The sequence below is a fragment of the Desulfovibrio sp. genome, from assembly GCF_009712225.1.
In the GTDB taxonomy this organism is placed as follows: Bacteria; Desulfobacterota; Desulfovibrionia; order Desulfovibrionales; family Desulfovibrionaceae; genus Desulfovibrio.
In genome coordinates this window covers 168,649-188,042 of record NZ_WASP01000006.1, presented here as the reverse complement: position 1 = coordinate 188,042, position 19,394 = coordinate 168,649, and the positions used below count along the sequence as shown (strand labels likewise).

Sequence of the window (19,394 nt, the reverse complement as noted above, 5' to 3'; positions counted from 1 at the left end):
CCTGTTGTACCCATCAAGGATTGAGGACAATGGATACAGGCATGAAAATTCTGGTCCAGAAATTTGGCGGCACTTCCGTTGCCAAGCTGGAGTGCATGAAGCAGGTGCGTGAAAAAGTGCTGGAAGGCCTTGCCCAGGGGTATAAGGTCATTGCGGTGCTTTCGGCGCGGGCTGGCGACACCAACAAGCTGCTTGCCCTTGCTGATGAATGGTCTTCTACGCCTGACCGCGCGGAAGTCGATTCTCTCGTTTCCACTGGCGAACAGGTTTCCATCAGCCTGTTTACCATGCTGCTGAAAGATGCGGGCATTCGCGCCCGTTCGCTGCTCGGCTGGCAGATTCCCATCACCACAGACAACGACTTTGGTCGTGCGCGCATCCGCTCCATCGACAGCAACTCGCTACGCAAGCACCTCAAGGAATATGATGTTCTCGTGGTAGCTGGCTTTCAGGGCTGCACCGAAGACGGGCGCATCACCACCCTTGGCCGTGGCGGCTCGGACACCTCTGCGGTGGCCCTGGCTGCGGCTCTGGGCTCTGTGGAATGCGACATTTACACCGACGTTGACGGCGTCTACACCACCGACCCCAACATCTGCTCCACGGCCCGCAAGATGGACCGCGTTGCCTATGAGGAAATGCTTGAAATGGCAAGCATGGGGGCCAAGGTACTGCACATACGCTCTGTAGAATTTGCCAAAAAATACAAGGTTCCCGTGCGCGTGCGCTCTACGTTCAGCAGTGATCCCGGCACGCTTGTCACCCAGGAGGACTCCACCATGGAAGCCGTACTCGTCTCCGGCATTGCCTATGACAAAGACCAGGCCCGCGTGACCCTGCGCGACCTTCCCGACGTGCCAGGCACGGCTGCGGCGGTTTTTGGCCCCCTCTCCGAAAAGGGCATTCTGGTCGACATGATCGTGCAGAATACCAGCCAGGATGGCCACACCGACATGACCTTCACCGTCTCACGCAAGGAGCTCAAGCAGACCCTCGAGATGATGGAAGAAGTGGCCAAGAAGACAGGCGCCCGCGAAGTGCTGCACGACGTGAGCGTGGCCAAGGTCTCCGCCATCGGCGTGGGCATGCGCAACCACTCTGGCGTTGCCGCGCGCGCTTTTGCCGCGCTGACCCAGGAAGGCATCAATATCCTCATGATCAGCACCTCTGAAATCAAGATCACCATCCTGATTCAGGAAAAATACGTTGAGCTTGCCGTGCGCATCCTGCACGACACCTTTGGTCTGGACTGGGATCTGGGCTAACCGGCCCCCTGCCAGCGCTCGCTGAGCATTAAAAAGCTCCCCGCAAACGCGGGGAGCTTTTTTTACGGGTTATTCAGACCGCGCGGGGCATGCCCGCATTTACAGGTTCAGGCCAGCAGCATGCGCCGCAGCGAGGGCACGTCGTCGCACAGGCACTCCGCCCCGGCTTCTTCCAACTCGCGGCGCGAACCGTAGCCGTAGAGCACACCGGCGCAGGACATTCCCACGGCATGCGCGCCCAGCACGTCGTACTTTCTGTCGCCCACCATCAGGCATTGCTGCATATCGTCAACATCGCACAGACCGCAGGCGTGCCGCAGCACAGACGACTTGCTGTTGCGCGGGCCAGTGAGCTCCGCCCCTGCCACGTGGTCAAACAGGCCGGCAATGCCAAAATGCTCAAGAATACGCAAGGCAAAAGGCTCAGGCTTTGAGGTAGCCAGCGATACAACGCGGCCAGCGCCGCGCAGGGCGGCCAGCAGGTCGGCAATGCCATCATACAGGGCATTTTCAAAAATACCTGTAACAGTGTAGTATTCCCTGTATTTTTTTACGGCCAGCTCTGCCTTGGCGGTGTCGCCGTCAAATATTTTGCCAAACGAATCACGCAGGGGCGGGCCAATAAAGTACAGCAGGTCTTCGTCTGCGCGGCTCACGTTAAAATGCGCCAGCGCGTGCTGCACGGAACGGATGATGCCTGTTTTGGAATCGGTAACCGTACCGTCGAGGTCAAAAAAAAGATATTGCTTCACGGGTGGTAATCCTTGCGCGTAACAGCGGATTGCGGGCTAATTGCCGTTAAAGGGCGTGCGCCGCCCCGTGCCGTCGATGCCAAACTGGCCGTCCAGGGCCTTGTTGTCGCCCGGCGAGGTAAAGTACCCGTTCATGGTGTGCTGCGGCTTGCCCATGCCCAGCAGGGTGCTTGCCGTTACAAAGCTGTAGCCCTTGGCGCGCAGCTCTGCCACGGTATCGCGCAGCAGTTGGGCCGAGCCCTTGGGAACCAGATTGGCATGGAGCAGCAAAATGGAACCGGGCCGTACCTGCGAGGCAACCAGATGGGCCTCATGGCGCGCGTGTTCGGGCCTGGTATTGTCCGCGCCTGATTCTGCCACCACATCCCACTGCACAACCTGCATGCCAAGGTTCGCCAGCGCCTGCAGGGCCTGATCGTTGCAACGCCCGTAAGGAAGGCGAAACAATGTTGGCACGGGCGCAATGGCTGGTTCAGGGCGCCCCTGTGCCCTGGCTTCGCTCTGCACCTGCTCGCGCAGCAGCTCATACTGCGCCTGCGTCCACAAAACCTGGGCACGCAGGCCAGCGGGCGAAAGCAGGGCAAAATTGCCGTGCGACCATGCGTGGTTGGCGATTTCAAACTGGGGCTCGCCCATGATCTGCATCACCCTGCGGGCATGGGTGCGCATCCATTTGCCGCCCATAAAGAGCGTGGCGGGTATGCGCTCGGTCCGCAAAAAGCCCAAAATTTCCATATCGCAGCCAGTGGTGACTGTATCCAGCTCGCACATGTCAAAAGTAAGGGCAACCACCTTGGCTCCGTCGGCAATGGTAACCCGGCGAATGGTGCCCACATCAGCGGATGGGAGGGGGGCCAGCATAGTGGCCGGTTCGCGCCTCGAAGGGGGTGTGGAATTGTTGGGCAGGGCCTTGCGGGCGTCCTGCGCGTCGGGCAGCCAGGAGGCCGCGCCACTGCTGGCGGGGGCCACCTCCTGCGCGCATGCCGCTGCCTGCATCACCACCCACAGGCACAGCACCGTTGCCCACAGGGCGCACATACGCCCCCTGCTTCCCTTACGCATAGATAGCAGAACCATGATTACCTCCTGCGCCGCCGCTGCGGCTCCAGTGGTTTTATGCAAATTAATAATTATTGCCAATTCACAAAACACGATAAGCTGCGCTATCACAGTAACCACGCAGGTCTATATCCTTTACCTCAGGCGCTCACAAGCAGCACAACCAACCGAAACCCTACACATAATTATATGATTAACTTGCAATAAATTGTGTGTTGAATTTATTTTTCAAATATCGCAGTATAAAAAATACTGTATGCGACGGTTTGAAGCTTATCGCTCCTACCCGGTTTGGAAGTTTCAGGCAAAAGCACGCACTTTACACGCAGGCGATCAAGAACTCATGGCGCACATCAAAATACCAGTCGCAACCCTTCGCCCAGGAATGTACATCGTCGATCCTGGGATTTCATGGCTAAAAGCTCCCCTGCTTTATATGCAGGAGGGCATTTTGGCATCTAACGATGAAATAAATGGAATTATCCTGCAGGGTTTTGCCGAGGCATACTACGATCCTGAGCGCTCCTGCGACGAAAATGCTGCTGCGCCCCAGCCCAATACTCCGCTTGCCGTCGAGCTGCAAAACGCCAACCGGATATACGAAGACGCGTACGAAAACGTTAAAAACTTTCTTGAATCCGCCAGAGGCGGCGCGCTTGATCTTACCTTTGCGCGCCCGCTGGTGGGAGACATCATCAAGAGTCTTTCGCGCAACGTTGATGCGCTTGTGACCCTTTCGCTGCTCAAAAAAACAGACGAATACACATACGCCCACAGCGTCAACGTAACCATTTTTGCCGTGGCCTTTGCCAATTTTCTGGGCATGCCTGAAGACCGCCTGCACAGCGTTGGTTTGTCCGGCCTGCTGCACGATTACGGGAAGGCGCTGATTCCACACGAAATTCTTACTGCCCCCCGCTCGCTGACGTTTCAGGAAGTTGAAACCATGCGCTCGCATGTGCAGCTGGGCGTTGAAAAAATCAAACAGTTTTCGAGCGTTGACCAGGAAACCACAGAAGGCATCGAGCAGCACCACGAAAAGCACAACGGCACGGGCTACCCCTACCGGCTTTCTGGCAAGCAGATTGGTGTTATCGGGCGCATTCTCTCGCTCAGCGACGTGTACGACGCGCTTTCGTCCAAGCGTGTTTACAAGGGTGCACTGCCGCCCAACAAGGCTCTTGGCATGATGTACAAGATGCGCGGGCAGGCCTGGGCACCGGGCTATGTTGAACGTTTCATCAAGATGGTGGGTATTTTTCCCGTGGGTACGGCTGTGGAGCTTTCAAACGAGCACCGGGGCATTGTGTGCCGTTCCAACACCAATTTTCCTGCCCAGCCCTGCGTTCTTGTGGCGCAAGACCCAGATGGACGCACCATTCAGCCGCAGTTTGTCGACCTCACGCGCTACATCGGGCTGCGCATCACGCGTTCACTCTCTGTGGCTGAATCTGCGGAATTTGATATTCCGGCCCTGCTTGGTGGCCCGGCCTGATCTGACCAGAACCCAAGAGTCCAAAAATCAGCAGAGCGCCTGCTGCTCGGCATGATTCCTTGCCACTGTGGCAGGCCAACTGAATCAGCCCCTCGGCCTTTTTTGTGCGCGAGGGCTTGCACCGTGCACCCCATTGGCGCTATACAAGCAGCCAGAAAATAAACCGTACTATTCCCGCATGGTTACCACACCGGCTGAAGCTGCTGCTCTTGCCGGTTGCTGCTACCATGCCCGTAAGCCTTGCAAGGCCTTGAGGACTATTCCATGCGTAGACTTGATGTGTTGATCAACGCCCTAAGCGAACTGACTGGCCGCGACAGAGATGCCGTGGCCCAGACTTTTGAAGCCATTCTTGCCGCCAACCCCGACAAGAGCAAGGATATGCTTGCCGAGCTGTCGTTTAACGAGGCCTCTGCAATGCACGAAAAACTGATCAAGGACGGCCCGGACGTTCTGGCCCGCCTTGTGAGCCGGGTAAGCGACGAATAAACCGCCACGGGGCGGTTGCCAGTGGCGGTTCATACACGACAAAAGATTACGGCGGCTGCACATGTGCCCGTGCTCTGCGGTGCACCAGCTGGCGGCACCGAGACGCTACATCGGCCTGCTGCAACGATCTGATGCAACGGTGTTGGTGGCCCTCGACTCTTCGCGTGGGCTACAGAGCCCCCATCCGCACGGCCCTGAATCTCAGCCTTACCAGCAGGCCTGCGGCGTCAGGGTTTCAATAAGCTTCCACTGCGCGGCAAAGGCTTTTTCCGAGCTACGCGATTCTGCGTAACAGCGCGCCTCGCGCTTCATGGCGAGAAGCGTGCGCGGATCGGTTGCCAGCGCCATCATGGCCGAGGCGTAGGCCTCTGCTGTTTCCTGTCTGACCACAATACCGCTTTTGTCGGGCAGCACATTTTCTCGCGGCCCGCCCTGCCCGCTTACGACCACAGCCAGACCGGCGGCCTGAGCCTCAAGCACCACTTTGCCGTAAGTATCGGTGGTGGACGGAAACACAAAGATATCCGCCTGCTCATAGGCCCGCACCAGCGCCGTGCCACTCAGATAACCAGTGAAGGTCACCGGCAGGTCAGCCGCCTGTCTTTGCAGTTCCTCTGCCTGCGGGCCGTCGCCCACTATGTTCAGGCATGCCGTGGGCATGTGTTCATGCACAAGCCGAAAGGCATCCACAAGACGGTTCACGCTTTTTTCTCGCGAGAGCCGCCCCACATACAAAAAACGCACACCGTCGGCCTGTGCCTCGTGCTGCTTTTGCCAGGCCGGGGTATAGCGTTTGGCGTCTACCCCACGCGGATAGAGGCGAATCTTTTCTTCCGGCAGGCCGTGGGCGATAAGCTCCTTCATGGTTGCCGCTGAGGGCGCAAAAACCACATCCATCTGGCTGTAATACCAGTATACGTAACGCCACGTGGCTTCCTCAAGCGAGGGATCGCCCGTAAGCTCAAGAATATACTGCGGAAAGGCCGTGTGGTAGGTGGCGTGGATGGGCAGTTTGAGCATCCTTGCCGTCAGCAGGGCCGCCAGCCCCATGGGGCCCGGCGTGGCCGAATGCAGCAGGGTGTAGCCGCGCTCGTAGCAGTGCTGCACTATCTTGAGCGCCGGGGGATAGTTGAGTGAAAGTTCTGGATATTCCGGGATGGAAAAACTGCCAATGGGACTGAAATTGACGGGGCCAGGGGTGAACTGGGCGTTGGGGCCTGTGCTATCCTGCCGCACACAGGTGAGAATATCCATCTTTTTGCCCTGCTCTCTCGCCAGAGGCAGCATGGATTGCAGCGTTTTGGCCACGCCGTTCACTTCGCTGTAGGTGTCGGTAAAGTGGGCGATGGCCGCGTTTTCGCCGTGGCTCTCCTTTGCCCTGTCTTTTGCGGTTATGCGGCGCAGGCACTGACGGGCAAACATCTTGTCTTCTGCAAAAAGTGAGTAGCCAATGCCGTAAGGCGCCAGCATGGCATAAAGCGAACCCATGGCTCCCACCAATTTGAACACGTTGAAAAAATTACCCTTCAGAACATCGGCAAGCACGGAATTGGCGCACGAAAGCTGCACATTTTCCGTTACTTCGGCCACAAAGCTGGCCAGCAGGGCCTCGCGCCGGGGCATGCGCTGCTGGGACAAAATTTCGTTAATGCTCTCTGCCGCCGCAGACAGACTGGGCGAGCCAGCAATGGCGCGGCCTGCGGCCTCAAGCATATTTTCCTGCATGCTTTTTTCAGACCGTGCCACCCACCTGCCGCATTGCAGCAAAAAGCCGCCAAGCGACATGACCCGCGTTCTGATAGTGCGGCTGCGTGTCTCCGGCTGTCCGGTGAGCATGTTCTCGGCAAAGCGCAGCACCGTGCTATTGTTGATATCCTGCGCGAGGCCCGTGGTATTTTTGTAAAACTGGTAACCAATAGCATAAAGGTTGTGGGCAAATCCCAATGGCGTAGCGGGGATGACACTGGGAGTGGTTTTGCCCTCCATGATCGAGCGCATAAGCGCCGCCGTGGGTGCATAGCCAGAGCGTCCGATCAGGGCGCGCGGCACGTTGATTACCGTGGAGCTTCTGGCGATGTTGCACGAAGAATGGTCGTCCGACCCGGCCACAAAACTCTTGATCCATGGCCGCGTCACATGGGAGCTGAACCCGTGCTTTTCTTCCATCCGCGCAGTGGATTCGGGGGTAAGGGCGCTTACAATTTTGTGCAGCGCCTCATTTTGCACATTATTACGGGCTCCGTTGAGCTCAAACACTGAAAACAGCAGTACAAGCTGTTCCACATGCTCAATGGTCAGCCTGTTGTTGGCGGCGCACAGCGGGTGAGCGCAGGCGTGGGCAATGCCCTGCCCCATAAGATAGGGAACAAGATCAAAAATATTATGGCGCAGGCGCGATATTTCACGGTGCTGGGCTTCTGTTATGTTCCATGCAAGCACATGTATTTCGCACCTGTCGTCGGGAAAGAAGGCAGAAATCTCCTCGCTGATGAATACCTGCGGCAGATGGGCTATTTCCAGAGCTCCGCTGATGGTGTCGTGATCGGTAATGGTCACGTAGTTCATGCCTCTGGCCCTGGCGATGTCGTATATCTTGCGGGGTGGAGTGTAACTTTCACCGCAGCCGATCTTTTGCAGAATCCACTGCGAAGGGCATGTTGAATGGCAGGAATGAACGTGCAGATCAACGCCAAACGAGGCCTGAAACGAACTGGATTCTTTACTGTTTCCGGCAAGGCTCTGGAACATGCGGCTTCCTCCTGGGTATGCTTGGGCCGTCCGCGCTTCCGCCATCATGCACTGTCAGCAAAAAGGCCGCAGCATGGGGGGCTGTGTCCCCTGCTTGCGGCCTTGCATAAAATGATGCGGATGCGTTGTGTATTGCATGCCCTGCACTATAGAAAAATTGCAGAAGCCTTGTGTTCTGGCGAGGTGAAGGTTTCCGTGCATTTTGGCTTTGCCGCGGGCACGCTAACAGATTGAAATTGCATGGCAGGGGCAAAGCGAAGCAGCAAAACTGTAACAGCACCATTCGCCGCAACCTGCTTGCACGCTGTTGCCTGCCGTGGTTTGTGGCGGGCACAACAAAGGCAGATACCAGGCGCAAAAAAGCCTGTTTTGTCGCTCGGCATGCGACAGAACAGGCTGCAACACTGGCAAACTACAGGAACGCCTGAGGCTTACACGATAATGGCCTTTACCCGGTTACGACCGGCATTTTTGGCCTGATACAGGGCGGTATCTGCCGCCTTGACCAGTTTTGCGGCAAGGTTGGCTGCGGGCGCATCTTCCTGCTTTTCATGCAAGGTGGCCACTCCGGCGCTGATGGTCACATAGTTGCATTCGCTGCCCGTATGCGGCGTTTTAAGGTCATACACAGCTGCTCGTAACGATTCGCAGACCTCATGCGCGCTTGACGCGTCATACTCTGGCAGAACAACGGCAAATTCTTCGCCGCCGTAGCGGTACAGCTCACCCCCCACGCCAGCCAGAGAATCCTGCATGGTATTGGCCACCTGCGACAGGCATTCGTCTCCGGCGACATGGCCATATTTATCGTTATAAAACTTGAAGTAGTCGATATCGATGAGAATGACGGAAAGCTTGCCCGCGCGCCGCTTGTAAAGAGCGGCCTCCTTGCGAATGATGGCGTCAAAGAACCTTCTGTTATACGCGCCCGTGAGGTGGTCGTGAATAGACAAGTGCCGCAGGCGCTCGTTTGCATCCTTGAGCTTGCGCTCAAGCGACTTCCGCTCGGTTATATCAAAATACGCCAGTGAAAGTGCCGTGATGGAGCTTGAAGCATTGCGTACAGGCGTTACCGAAACGGCGTATTCCCTGCCCCCGATATGCACCTCGTGGTCAGAAGCCTGGCCGCCATTATCCAGATTATAAAAATCGCTCTGAATTTTTTCTTCCAGCTCCGGGTGCAGCAGCGAAATGTGCGCACCGCTTGTGTCAAACAGCGACCGGCCCGAAAGCAGACCATGGTGCTCGTTGGCAGAAATGAGCATGCCGGTGCGGTCAACAACGCACATGGCAATGGGCGCTGTGGCATAGATGGTATCAAGTTCAATGGAGGTGGAAATGCCCGCAGAATACAGCGAGATACTGGCAATAACGCGTTCTGTGCCCCTGTAGCCCATAAGGCCGTAGCCTTCGTCAAACAGCGGCACACCGCTCATTTCGAGCAGAAACAGAACACCATCGCTTTTTCTGATATAATGGCCGATAACATTGGCAAAGGCACGAGGCTCCCCGTATTCGTCCATAAGCGTTTCCATGGCCATCTGCTGATCGGCAACATCCATGCCGAAAAACAGGGTCTGGCCTTTAACTGTAGAAACGCCAAGTATGGCCGACTTCAGGGGGACATCATCGCAATAGCACAGATCAGGACCGGCTACCCATTCCCAGGACTGATGACTACTACTACATGACATTGCAGACTCAGGATTTACCCAAAAAGGAAAAAAAGGTTCTGACACAGCCAGTAACAGACAAAACCATGTGCAATTGTGGGAAAACTTTCATACCGTTTTTTTTATGGCAGGTACAGATGTTTTGATGATCCTTCAAATTATCTTGTTTTGTATAAATTTAAGAGTTTTTTATTAACAATATAATATATAGATAAAATTTTATGCCATTTGACACATCCTGCCAATAAAGTTGTGCGGGCCATGATTTTTTTATGCAATGATGAATTCAACATATTTTTATGAAATAATTTGATGCAAAAAAACACCGTGATTACTAAAAGAATGTCTTGACTGTGCAGTCAGTTAACAGATCTGTGGTCTCTCCAGATATGAAAGTCAATACATACAGACAACACAGAAGAGATATCACATTGATACCATTTTCTGCATCCCGCCACCATGTCTGCCCGTCTGTTCACCTGCAGTACTACCCGTCACAGTCCTCCACGGATATCCATAGCTCTCCCCAGGCCCACGGGACTTGAGTCAGCTGACTCTCTACGGGCATAAAAAAAGCCCTCTACGAATAGAGGGCTTCTGCTTTATTGCACCGCTGGAGCAACCGGGGTTGTGGCATTATTCCTGACTTCTGCTCTTGGGCAGCAGCAGGTTGAGCACTACACCGGTCAGGGCCGCAAGGCCGATACCGCCGAGCTTGAACGAACCAATGCTGAACTGCATACCGCCAACGCCAAAGATGATGATAAGCGCCACAATGATCATATTGCGCGGTTCCATCAAATCCTTGCCAGCGCGAACCAGTGTGTTGAGACCCACCACCATGATTGCGCCAAACAGCAGAATCATGATGCCGCCCATGACAGGCACGGGAATGGACCCCAGAAAAGCACCAATCTTGGCCACAAATGAAAGCAGGATGGAGCACATGGCAGCCCAGGTCATAACAGCGGGGTTAAACACCCTTGTAAGGCTGACCGCGCCGATAACTTCGGCGTAGGTGGTGCAAGGCGGGCCGCCCACAAAGCCAGCGGCCATGGTGGCAACGCCGTCGCCAAACATGGTGGCGTGCACGCCGGGGTCTTTCAGATAATCGCGCCCGGTGATGGAGCTGATGGCAACCACGTCGCCAAAGTGCTCAATGGCCGGGGCAAGCGTAATGGGCATGATAAAGAGGATGGGCTCCCAGGCAAATTCGGGAAAGGTGAACGAAGGCATCTGCAACCAGGGGGTTGCGGCTACCTTGGTCCAGTCGCCCACGCCAAGAAAGATGGAAACGAGAAAACCCGCCGCAATGCCGCACAAAATGGGCATGAGGCGCAAAAAGCCTTTGCCCATCAGCGACACCAGCACGGTAACGGCCAGAGAGGTCATGGAGATCCACAGGGCCGTATTTTCAGGCACAAGCACCACAGCACCGTCGCCGGTCTTGCCAAGGGCCATATGAACCGCCACCGGGGCCAGAACAAGGCCAATAACCATAATGACCGGGCCGGTCACAATGGGCGGCAGCACGCGCAGCACCACGTCGGTACCACGCCAGCGGATAAGACCGCTCAGCATGAAGTACACAAGTCCAGAGCACACCAGCCCGCCAAGGGTCTGCGCCATGCCCCAGGTCTGCACACCATAGATGATGGGTGCGATAAAGGCAAAGGAAGAGGCAAGAAAAATGGGCACCTTGCCCCGGGTGCAGATCTGGAAAAGCAACGTTCCCACACCAGCGGTGAACAGGGCCACGTTGCTGTCAAGGCCGGTCAGAATGGGAACAAGAACAAGAGCGCCAAAGGCCACAAAAAGCATTTGCGCGCCCACAAGGCAATCCCTGAAGCGAAAATTATAGTCAGTGGGTGCAATTTCGCGCCGCGTGCTGGCTGAACTCATGGGACCCCCGCTACTTGGTTCCAAAGATACGGTCGCCGGCGTCGCCGAGACCAGGAATGATATACCCGTTTTCATTCAGGTGAGAATCAATGGCGGCCGTGTAGATGTCCACATCGGGGTGGGCGGCCTTGACCTTGGCGAGACCTTCGGGGGCGCACACAAGGTTGAGGCTGCAAATCTGCTTGCAGCCGTGGCGCTTCAACAGGCTGATGGCGGCAATAAGCGATCCGCCGGTGGCCAGCATGGGGTCGAGAATGATAGCAAGCCGCTGATCCATGTCGGTGGCGAGCTTCACGTAATATTCAACAGGTTCAAGAGTTTCTTCGTTGCGGTACAGGCCCACAACGCTGATCTTCGCGCCGGGAATCATATCCAGCACGCCGTCCATAAGGCCCAGCCCAGCGCGCAAAATGGGAACCACGGTCACCATCTTGCCCGAAATGGCTTCAATTTCCACCGGTCCGGCCCAGCCTTCGACGGTGTGCTTTTCGGTGCGGAAGCTCTTGGTGGCTTCGTAAATAAGCAGACGCGCAATTTCGTTGGAAACAGAACGGAACTCACGCGTGGAGGTGGCCCCCATGCGCAAAATGCCCAGCTTGTGGCGCACAAGAGGATGATCAACGACATAAACGGCCATAACGCCTCCTTGACTATACATAACGGACGGATTGAAAAAAATTAAAACCGAAATACACTATTCTTAATCATGGTGCGTGTCAATGAGATTGGCAGGCAACCTCATTGCCCTGACTCCCGAGAGTGCGGTAATATTTGTCTGGCCCAGGCGCTTTGCAACGTGCCTGACGCGCCATACCAGCTTGGCCTGACGACCCCGCAAACACCCCACCAGGAGGTCAGACAATGCCCGCCACTGTTTATTATGCAGACATGCACTGCCGCTCGCACGAAGACAGCAAAATCGCCAAGGTCGCCCGCCTGTGCGAAGCGCTGAACCTCAAGAAAATCATCAAAAAAAAGGAACTTGCCGCAATCAAGCTGCACTTTGGCGAATACGGCAATGACACCCACCTCAACCCCACCCTTGTGCGCCAGGTTGTGGACATGATTGTGGCTGCAGGCGGCAAACCCTTTCTTACCGACACAACAACGCTCTATTCCGGCAGCCGTCACAATGCTGTTGACCATATGCAAACAGCCTATGCCCATGGCTTTGCCCCATCAGTGGTACACGCCCCGGTTATTCTGGCCGACGGCCTGTATGGCGAAAATGACACACCTGTACGCATAAACGGCAAGCACTTCAAAGAGGTGCACATAGCAACAGAAATCCGGCGGGCTCCTGCCATGGTGGTGCTTTCGCACTTCAAGGGACACGAAATGGCGGGCTTTGGCGGGGCAATCAAAAACCTGGCCATGGGCGGCGCTGCGGTGCGCGGCAAGAAAGCCCAGCACGCAACCCACGTGGCCGTGAGCGAAAAAAAATGCGTTGGCTGCGCCAAGTGTGTAAAGGTGTGCCCACAACACGCCCTGGGCATGAAAAGTAAAAAGAGCGTTGTAGACATTGCCAAATGCATTGGCTGCTTTGAGTGTATTACCGTCTGCCCGGAAAAAGCCATCAGCATTGACTGGGAAACAGAAATCCAGCCTTTCATGGAACGCATGACAGAGTACGCATATGGTGTTGTAAAAGGTCGCAAAAAGAATATCTGCTATATCAATTTTGTCCTCAACGTCACACCAGACTGCGATTGCGCCCCCTGGAGCGACATGCCCCTGGTGCCCGATGTGGGCATTCTTGCCTCCACAGATCCAGTCGCTCTCGATCAGGCCTGCTTTGATCTGGTATCCAGAGCACCCTCGCTGTCACCAGTCACCCCCGGTGCAGACATCACAGACAAGTTCACCGCCCGCTGGCCCCACACGAGCGGCACGGTGCAGCTGTCTTATGGCGAAACCCTGGGCCTCGGCAGCCGCGAATACAAGCTTAAAAAAGTATAACGCAACCACGCTACCCAGAGGAACACCACATTGCGCAGCCCGCGCAATGTGGCAACCGTACAGTCAGACAGCCCTTTTAGCCCACTGCAATGCATGGATTAAAAGGGCTGTTATTGTTGAACAAATCAGGCGAGGCTTTCAACGTCACAGAAATGTCACTCAATTGTAAACTATCTGTCACACAAACATTACTACATGCATGTTATGATATAATATTTTTTTATATTAAGATTACTTGATAAATTTTTAACACATATTTTTTTAAAAAAAAATTTTTTTGATTCAACTTATTTCCAAGTTAGATTTTTTAAAAACGAATACCCATCATGCAAGCACATGTTATATAGAAAAACTTCCACTTTATTACTTTATGAATAAAAAATATTATCTTTCATTAAATTTATTGTAAAAAATGATTACAATAACATCATTCAATGTAATAACAACAGTATTAATTGATTGCATGAACAACTTCACAGCGCAACTCACTTTACATCAAAAAAACTTTTTTGGCTTAAACTCAAGATATCGGAGCTTTCTCAAACTTTTTTCGCAAATAACAGTTGAATTTTAGGTGGCAGGTCACTTAAGTTTGCCTCAGCTTTTGGCCTTCAAGAATCTGGAACTCTGCGTGCATTGGGGCACGCAGGCCAGTCACCTGGTATAACTACGGCCCTGCTGTGGTCAGGGTTTGGTTTTTGTTCTTCTGGTGGCACAAAAGTTTATAAGTGAGGAGGTTTACAGGATGAAACGTATTGTTGCACTGTTTATAGCTCTGGGTCTTGTTTGCGGCATGACCCTTGGCTTTGCCGGGGCCTCTCAGGCCAAGACACTCATCAAGATTGCGGGCATGAAGCCCGAGGGTGAGCCCGAAACTCTGGGCATGCATCTGTTCGGCAAGTATCTTGCCGAACTTTCCAATGGCAAATATGAAGTGCAGGTCTTCCCCAACAGCCAGCTTGGCAAGGAAGACGCCTACATTGCCGCCACCCGTAAGGGTATCATTCAGATGTGCGCCACCGGCACGCAGACCTCTGCCCTGCACCCCGCCATGGCCATGCTTGAAACGCCCATGCTGTTTGATGATCTTGATCATGCCCGCCGCGCCATGGAAGGCAAGACCTTTGACCTGATCAACGAAGGCTTTACCGAAAAATCAGGTCTGCGCACCATGAACGCCTTTCCCTTGGGCTTCCGCCACTTCTACACCAAGAAGCCCATCGTTACCGTGGAAGACGTAAAGGGCCTGCGCATGCGCGTGCCCAACATTCCGCTGTACACCAACTTTGCCAAGGAATGCGGCATCAGCGGCCAGCCCATGCCTTTTGCAGAAGTGCCCGGCGCTCTTGACCAGGGCGTCATTGACGGCGGCGACAGCCCGCTGGCCGATATCGTAAGCCTCAAAATGTACGAAATCACGCCCGAAATCACCCTTACCGGCCACATCCTTGTTATCCACTCCCTCTATATCAACGACAAGTTCTACCAGTCGTTGCCCGATGAGGACAAAAAGTGGTTTGACGAAGCCGCCAAGCGCTCTGCCAACGACGTGTGGGCCATGGTCAAGGAAGGCGACGAAAAGGCCAAGGAAACCATTCTTGCCAACAAGGGCCACATCAACACGCCCAGCAAGGAATTTCACGACTACATGGCCGAAGCCGGCAAGCGCAGCTGGAAGCTCTTTTACGACACGGTGCCCAATTGCCAGGCTATTCTGGACAGCGCCGCCGGCTACCGCGAATCCAAATAACTGTTATCTGCTTTACAGGCCGGAAAAGTATGTGCTTTTCCGGCCTGCGCGGTTCATGAATAAAACCCCTGCAACCTTATTGGTGCAGGGGTTGAAACAATTTTTTACGCAGCTATCTAGCGGCGCAACGGGCATGCCTGCACAGGCAGCGCACGGTAAAGCCAGCGATTGGGGGCAGCGTTTTACTGAGGTTCGTTATGAGCGAGGATGTTTCCAAAAACTTTCCGCCCGACCATGCGCCGGGCGTGCATGCCCTGCTTGAGCCAGAGCAGGAACCCAAGCATGAAACCATGGGGCAGCTGCTGTTTGAAGTGTTTTGCGCCGTTATCTTTCTGGGCATGATTGGCCTTGTGTTTTACAATGCCCTGCTGCGCTACATTTTTTCATCCAGCTACCCGCCCAGTGAAGAATGGGCGCGGTTTCTTTTCATGTACATCACCTTTTTTGGTGCCATTGAAGCCTTTATCTGCAAAAAACACATTGCCGTTGACCTGCTTGTGGTCACGTTTGAAGGTGCAAAACGCAAAACCGTGGATATCATGGCATCGGCATGCAGCCTTTTTGCCCTTGGCCTGCTGTGCTACGGCGGCGTGGTCAACGTGCTGCAGACGCTTGATACCTACTCGGTGGCGACCAATGTCAACATGGCCTTTATCAATGGCACCCTGCCCATCATGGCCCTTGTAGGATTTATTGTTGAGCTGCGCTCGCTGGTGGCCCTTATTCGCAGACCCGCATCCACCTTCCAAAAGGGCTAGGAGAGAAGAATGGAACTCTTTATTTTCCTCGGCTCCCTCTTCTTCTTCATGCTCATTGGTGTTCCGCTGGCCATTGTGCTTGTGCTGTGCTCCATCGTGCTCATGTGGCACTCTGGCATGTGGGACGCCATGATTATTCCCGGCAGCATGCTGGACGGTGCCAACAACTACCCCTTGATGGCCATTCCCTTCTTTGTGTTTGCCGGTGAAATCATGGCAGAGGGCGGCCTTTCAAAACGTGTGGTACAACTGGCCCAGCTCATGATTGGCAGGGTGCGCGGCGGTCTTGGCTATGCGGCCATTATCGCCAGTATCATCTTTGCCGGTCTGATGGGCAGCTCTGTGGGTGAAGCAGCGGCTCTTGGCGGCCTGCTGCTGCCCATGATGAAGGAAGTGGGCTACCACCCTGGCCGCGCGGGCGCGGTTATCGCCTCTGGTGCCATTCTTGGCCCCATCATTCCGCCCAGCACCAACTTTATTCTGCTTGGCGCTACGGTGAGCGGGCTTTCCATCACCAAACTGTTCATGATCGGCCTTGTGCCCGGTATCCTTATCGGTCTGGCCCTCATGGTGGTATGGTTCTTTGTGGTGCGCAAAGACGGCTACAACGAAACCATCCGCTTTACCAAGCAGGAAGCAATCAAGATTCTTATTGATTCCACGCCCGCCTTCATGATGCCCGTGCTGCTGCTGGGCGGTATTCGCTTTGGTGTGTTTACCCCCACCGAAGGCGGTGCGTTTGCGGCCATTTACGCCATTCTGGTGTGCGTGCTGTACTACCGCGAGCTTTCCTTCCGCGACCTGCTGCGGGTGAGCGCCCGCGCTGCCCGCACCACCTCGGTGGTCATGCTGATTGTGGCCACGGCCACCGCCGTGGGCTGGTTCATTACCATTGCGCAGATTCCCAACCAGATGACCGCGCTCTTCTCGCCGCTTATCGACAGCCCCATATTGCTGCTTATCAGCATCAATATCTTCCTGTTCCTTATCGGCATGGTCATGGACCTTACACCCAACATCCTGATCTTTGCGCCGGTGTTCTACCCGCTTATCCAGCAGGCTGGCATCGACCCCTACTACTTTGGCCTGCTCTTTGTGCTCAACCTGGGCATCGGTGTTATTACGCCCCCGGTGGGTACGGTGCTTTATGTGGTGTGCGGTATCGGCCACATCAAGTTTGCCGACCTGATAGTCAAATTGATACCCTTTGTCTTTGTGGAAACCCTCATGCTCTTCCTGCTGCTGTTCTTCCCCAAGCTTTCGCTCGTTCCCATGAACTGGCTGATGGGCGGCAACTAGCAGCCGTACGCTGATAAACAAAAAAAGCCCCTGCCTGTTACAAGGCAGGGGCTTTTTTTGTTTATGCCACACTGGTGTGACGTACCGCACAAGTCTGCTGACACAACTTATGCTAACAAATTTTTAATCAAAAAATACTATTTTTTCATACAACACATAATTCAAAAAAACATATATTACAATTATACTTTAAAATTAATGCTGATAATTTGAGTTTTTTACTCAATATATAAATTATTATTTTCAAAAAAATATAAACATTGATTTTTTTAATAAATATATTAAAAATCATTATTTCATACATAATTAATAATGAAAGAATCAATAAAAATTAAAATCAAACAATATAATTTTTCAATTGTTACTATAAATATAAATAGAAATAATAATATTCATGATTTATGAAATTGCATAAATTTTACTCAAATAAAGAAAGCAAATTATAATTTTTTATAAATAATAAAAGATATGTTGAATATCAATACATAAAAATATTCCTCAATTAACATACAGCAAAAACATTTTTAGAAGCTTAAATAATTTTAATTTTCACCCGTGAAACTTCCAGTAAAACAATATTTTTATAACGCTAAGGCATGATTTATATTTATTTTTTTACCCCAGCTATTGAATTTTTTTATAAAATTCATTTAAAATCCCTGCGCCCAAAACATAATTTTTTTAATGGCAGGCAGCAGGCTGACGGCTGTTCTGCTGTCATGCCGCGCGGTTATGCCCGGCAGCAAACCGGCAAAGTCACTACCCTGCAACCCTAAGCGCAACGAGAACACCATGGTTGGCATTTTAAAACCTGCGGCTCACATTGATGAGATTCCTGTTGATAAGCAGTCTGCCCTATACAAGCGCCTGCGCTGGCAGATTTTTATGGGTATTTTTATTGGTTATGCGGGCTTTTACCTTATTCGGAAAAACTTTTCGCTGGCTGTGCCCTTTCTGATTGAGCAGGGCTTCAGCCGTGGCGATCTTGGCGTGGCCATGTCTGCCGTTGCCATCGCCTACGGTTTTTCCAAATTCCTCATGGGTGTTGTTTCTGACCGTTCCAACCCCCGTCTCTTCCTGCCCCTGGGCCTTACGCTTTCGGCTGCCATCTCGCTGCTCATGGGCTTTGTGCCCTGGGCCACCTCCAGTGTGCCGATCATGTTTGTGCTGCTCTTTTTGAGCGGCTGGTTCCAGGGCATGGGCTGGCCGCCCTGCGGCCGCACCATGGTACACTGGTGGTCCCATTCCGAGCGCGGCGCGGTCGTTTCCATATGGAACTGCGCCCACAACCTGGGTGGCGGTCTGGTCAGTCCCCTGTTTTTGCTGGGCATGATGCTGTTCAGTGACTGGCGTTCGGCCTTTTATATGCCCGCCTTTGGCGCTGTGATGATCGCTGTTTTTGCCCTGATCACCATGCGCGACACACCGCAGTCGTGCGGTCTGCCGCCCATTGAAAAGTTCAAGAACGACTACCCCGAATCGTACGACGACAAGCAGGAAAAAGAGCTTTCGGCCAAAGAAATCTTCAAGCTCTACATCCTGCCCAACAAGCTGCTGTGGTACATCGCCTTTGCCAACATTTTCGTCTACCTGCTGCGCTACGGCATTCTTGACTGGGCCCCCACTTATCTCAAGGAAGTAAAGGCGTTCAGCCTTTCCAAGTCTTCGTGGGCGTACTTTTTGTACGAATTTTCGGGCATCCCGGGCACACTGCTGTGCGGCTGGGTTTCGGATAAAATCTTCAAGGGCAACCGCGCCGCCACCGGCATTGTGTTCATGATTCTGGTGACCGTCGCCACCGTGATCTACTGGAAAAATCCCGCTGGCAACCCCACCGTGGACATGATTACCCTGATTGCCATTGGCTTTCTCATTTACGGGCCTGTCATGCTTATTGGCCTGTACGCGCTGGAACTGGTACCCAAAAAAGCCGCTGGCACGGCTGCCGGCTTTACCGGCCTGTTTGGCTACCTTGGCGGCACGGTGGCGGCCAACGCCATTGTGGGCTACACCGTTGACCACTTTGGCTGGGACGGCGGCTTTATGCTGATGACTGTGGCCTGCCTTCTTTCCATCGTGCTGTTCTTCATAACCGGCATGTCGCTGAGAAATTCGCAAAAGGCCGCACAGGCCTAACGTACAGTAGAAAGGCCCGCACACTGGTGGCAAAAGCCAATAGTGGGCGGGCCTCACATTCTCTTGCCTTGTAAAACTCCCGGCGCGCCACACGGCACGCCGGGAGTTT

At 53.7% G+C, this 19,394-nt stretch carries 16 protein-coding genes; 10 read left to right on the top strand and 6 right to left on the bottom strand.

What is annotated here, in order from left to right; translation table 11 throughout:
* Positions 1-41: 41 nt before the first annotated feature.
* On the top strand, positions 42-1,265 hold the full coding sequence (locus F8N36_RS06230; protein ID WP_291331941.1) for an aspartate kinase: 1,224 nt from the start codon (positions 42-44) through the stop codon (positions 1,263-1,265).
* Positions 1,266-1,372: 107 nt separating this feature from the next.
* Here F8N36_RS06230 and F8N36_RS06225 read toward each other — a convergent pair whose 3' ends face one another.
* Complete coding sequence (locus tag F8N36_RS06225) at positions 1,373-2,017, bottom strand: HAD-IA family hydrolase (RefSeq protein WP_291331940.1); 645 nt, start codon at positions 2,015-2,017, stop codon at positions 1,373-1,375.
* A 36-nt stretch (positions 2,018-2,053) separates the two neighbouring features.
* Positions 2,054-3,094 (bottom strand): polysaccharide deacetylase family protein, encoded by a 1,041-nt coding sequence (locus tag F8N36_RS06220; protein WP_291331939.1) that lies wholly within the window; start codon positions 3,092-3,094, stop codon positions 2,054-2,056.
* A gap of 238 nt (positions 3,095-3,332) precedes the next feature.
* Here F8N36_RS06220 and F8N36_RS06215 point away from each other — a divergent pair, with 238 nt between their 5' ends.
* A complete protein-coding gene (locus F8N36_RS06215; RefSeq protein ID WP_366247037.1) occupies positions 3,333-4,571 on the top strand; it encodes an HD-GYP domain-containing protein in 1,239 nt (412 codons plus the stop codon).
* Between the two features lie 264 nt (positions 4,572-4,835).
* Positions 4,836-5,060 (top strand): hypothetical protein, encoded by a 225-nt coding sequence (locus tag F8N36_RS06210; protein ID WP_291331937.1) that lies wholly within the window; start codon positions 4,836-4,838, stop codon positions 5,058-5,060.
* Between the two features lie 207 nt (positions 5,061-5,267).
* On the opposite strand, the gene F8N36_RS06205 is transcribed toward F8N36_RS06210, so the two are convergent.
* A complete protein-coding gene (locus F8N36_RS06205) occupies positions 5,268-7,625 on the bottom strand; it encodes a glycosyltransferase (RefSeq protein ID WP_291331936.1) in 2,358 nt (785 codons plus the stop codon).
* 96 nt (positions 7,626-7,721) lie between these two features.
* On the opposite strand from F8N36_RS06205, the gene F8N36_RS06200 reads away from it, so the two are divergent.
* Positions 7,722-8,042, top strand: coding sequence for a hypothetical protein (locus tag F8N36_RS06200; RefSeq protein WP_291331935.1), 321 nt, complete (start codon positions 7,722-7,724; stop codon positions 8,040-8,042).
* 197 nt (positions 8,043-8,239) lie between these two features.
* On the opposite strand, the gene F8N36_RS06195 is transcribed toward F8N36_RS06200, so the two are convergent.
* From F8N36_RS06195 to upp, 3 genes are all read right to left on the bottom strand, one after another.
* Entirely contained in the window at positions 8,240-9,502 is a 1,263-nt protein-coding gene (locus tag F8N36_RS06195; RefSeq protein ID WP_291331934.1) for a diguanylate cyclase, read from the bottom strand.
* Between the two features lie 615 nt (positions 9,503-10,117).
* On the bottom strand, positions 10,118-11,383 hold the full coding sequence (locus F8N36_RS06190) for a uracil-xanthine permease family protein (RefSeq protein ID WP_291331933.1): 1,266 nt from the start codon (positions 11,381-11,383) through the stop codon (positions 10,118-10,120).
* Between the two features lie 10 nt (positions 11,384-11,393).
* A complete protein-coding gene (gene upp, locus F8N36_RS06185; protein WP_291331932.1) occupies positions 11,394-12,020 on the bottom strand; it encodes a uracil phosphoribosyltransferase in 627 nt (208 codons plus the stop codon).
* 224 nt (positions 12,021-12,244) lie between these two features.
* Between upp and F8N36_RS06180 the strand changes: the two genes are divergently transcribed.
* The 6 genes from F8N36_RS06180 (at position 12,245) to glpT (ending at position 19,285) form a co-directional block, all read left to right on the top strand.
* Positions 12,245-13,342, top strand: a complete 1,098-nt coding sequence (locus tag F8N36_RS06180) for a DUF362 domain-containing protein (protein ID WP_291331931.1) — start codon at positions 12,245-12,247, stop codon at positions 13,340-13,342.
* Positions 13,343-14,087: 745 nt separating this feature from the next.
* A complete protein-coding gene (locus tag F8N36_RS06175; protein ID WP_291331930.1) occupies positions 14,088-15,092 on the top strand; it encodes a TRAP transporter substrate-binding protein in 1,005 nt (334 codons plus the stop codon).
* Positions 15,093-15,289: 197 nt separating this feature from the next.
* Entirely contained in the window at positions 15,290-15,850 is a 561-nt protein-coding gene (locus F8N36_RS06170) for a TRAP transporter small permease (protein ID WP_291331929.1), read from the top strand.
* A gap of 9 nt (positions 15,851-15,859) precedes the next feature.
* Positions 15,860-17,149 (top strand): TRAP transporter large permease, encoded by a 1,290-nt coding sequence (locus F8N36_RS06165; protein WP_291331928.1) that lies wholly within the window; start codon positions 15,860-15,862, stop codon positions 17,147-17,149.
* Between the two features lie 596 nt (positions 17,150-17,745).
* A complete protein-coding gene (locus tag F8N36_RS06160) occupies positions 17,746-17,925 on the top strand; it encodes a hypothetical protein (RefSeq protein WP_291331927.1) in 180 nt (59 codons plus the stop codon).
* A 16-nt stretch (positions 17,926-17,941) separates the two neighbouring features.
* On the top strand, positions 17,942-19,285 hold the full coding sequence (gene glpT, locus F8N36_RS06155) for a glycerol-3-phosphate transporter (RefSeq protein WP_291331926.1): 1,344 nt from the start codon (positions 17,942-17,944) through the stop codon (positions 19,283-19,285).
* The last annotated feature ends 109 nt before the right edge of the window (positions 19,286-19,394 follow it).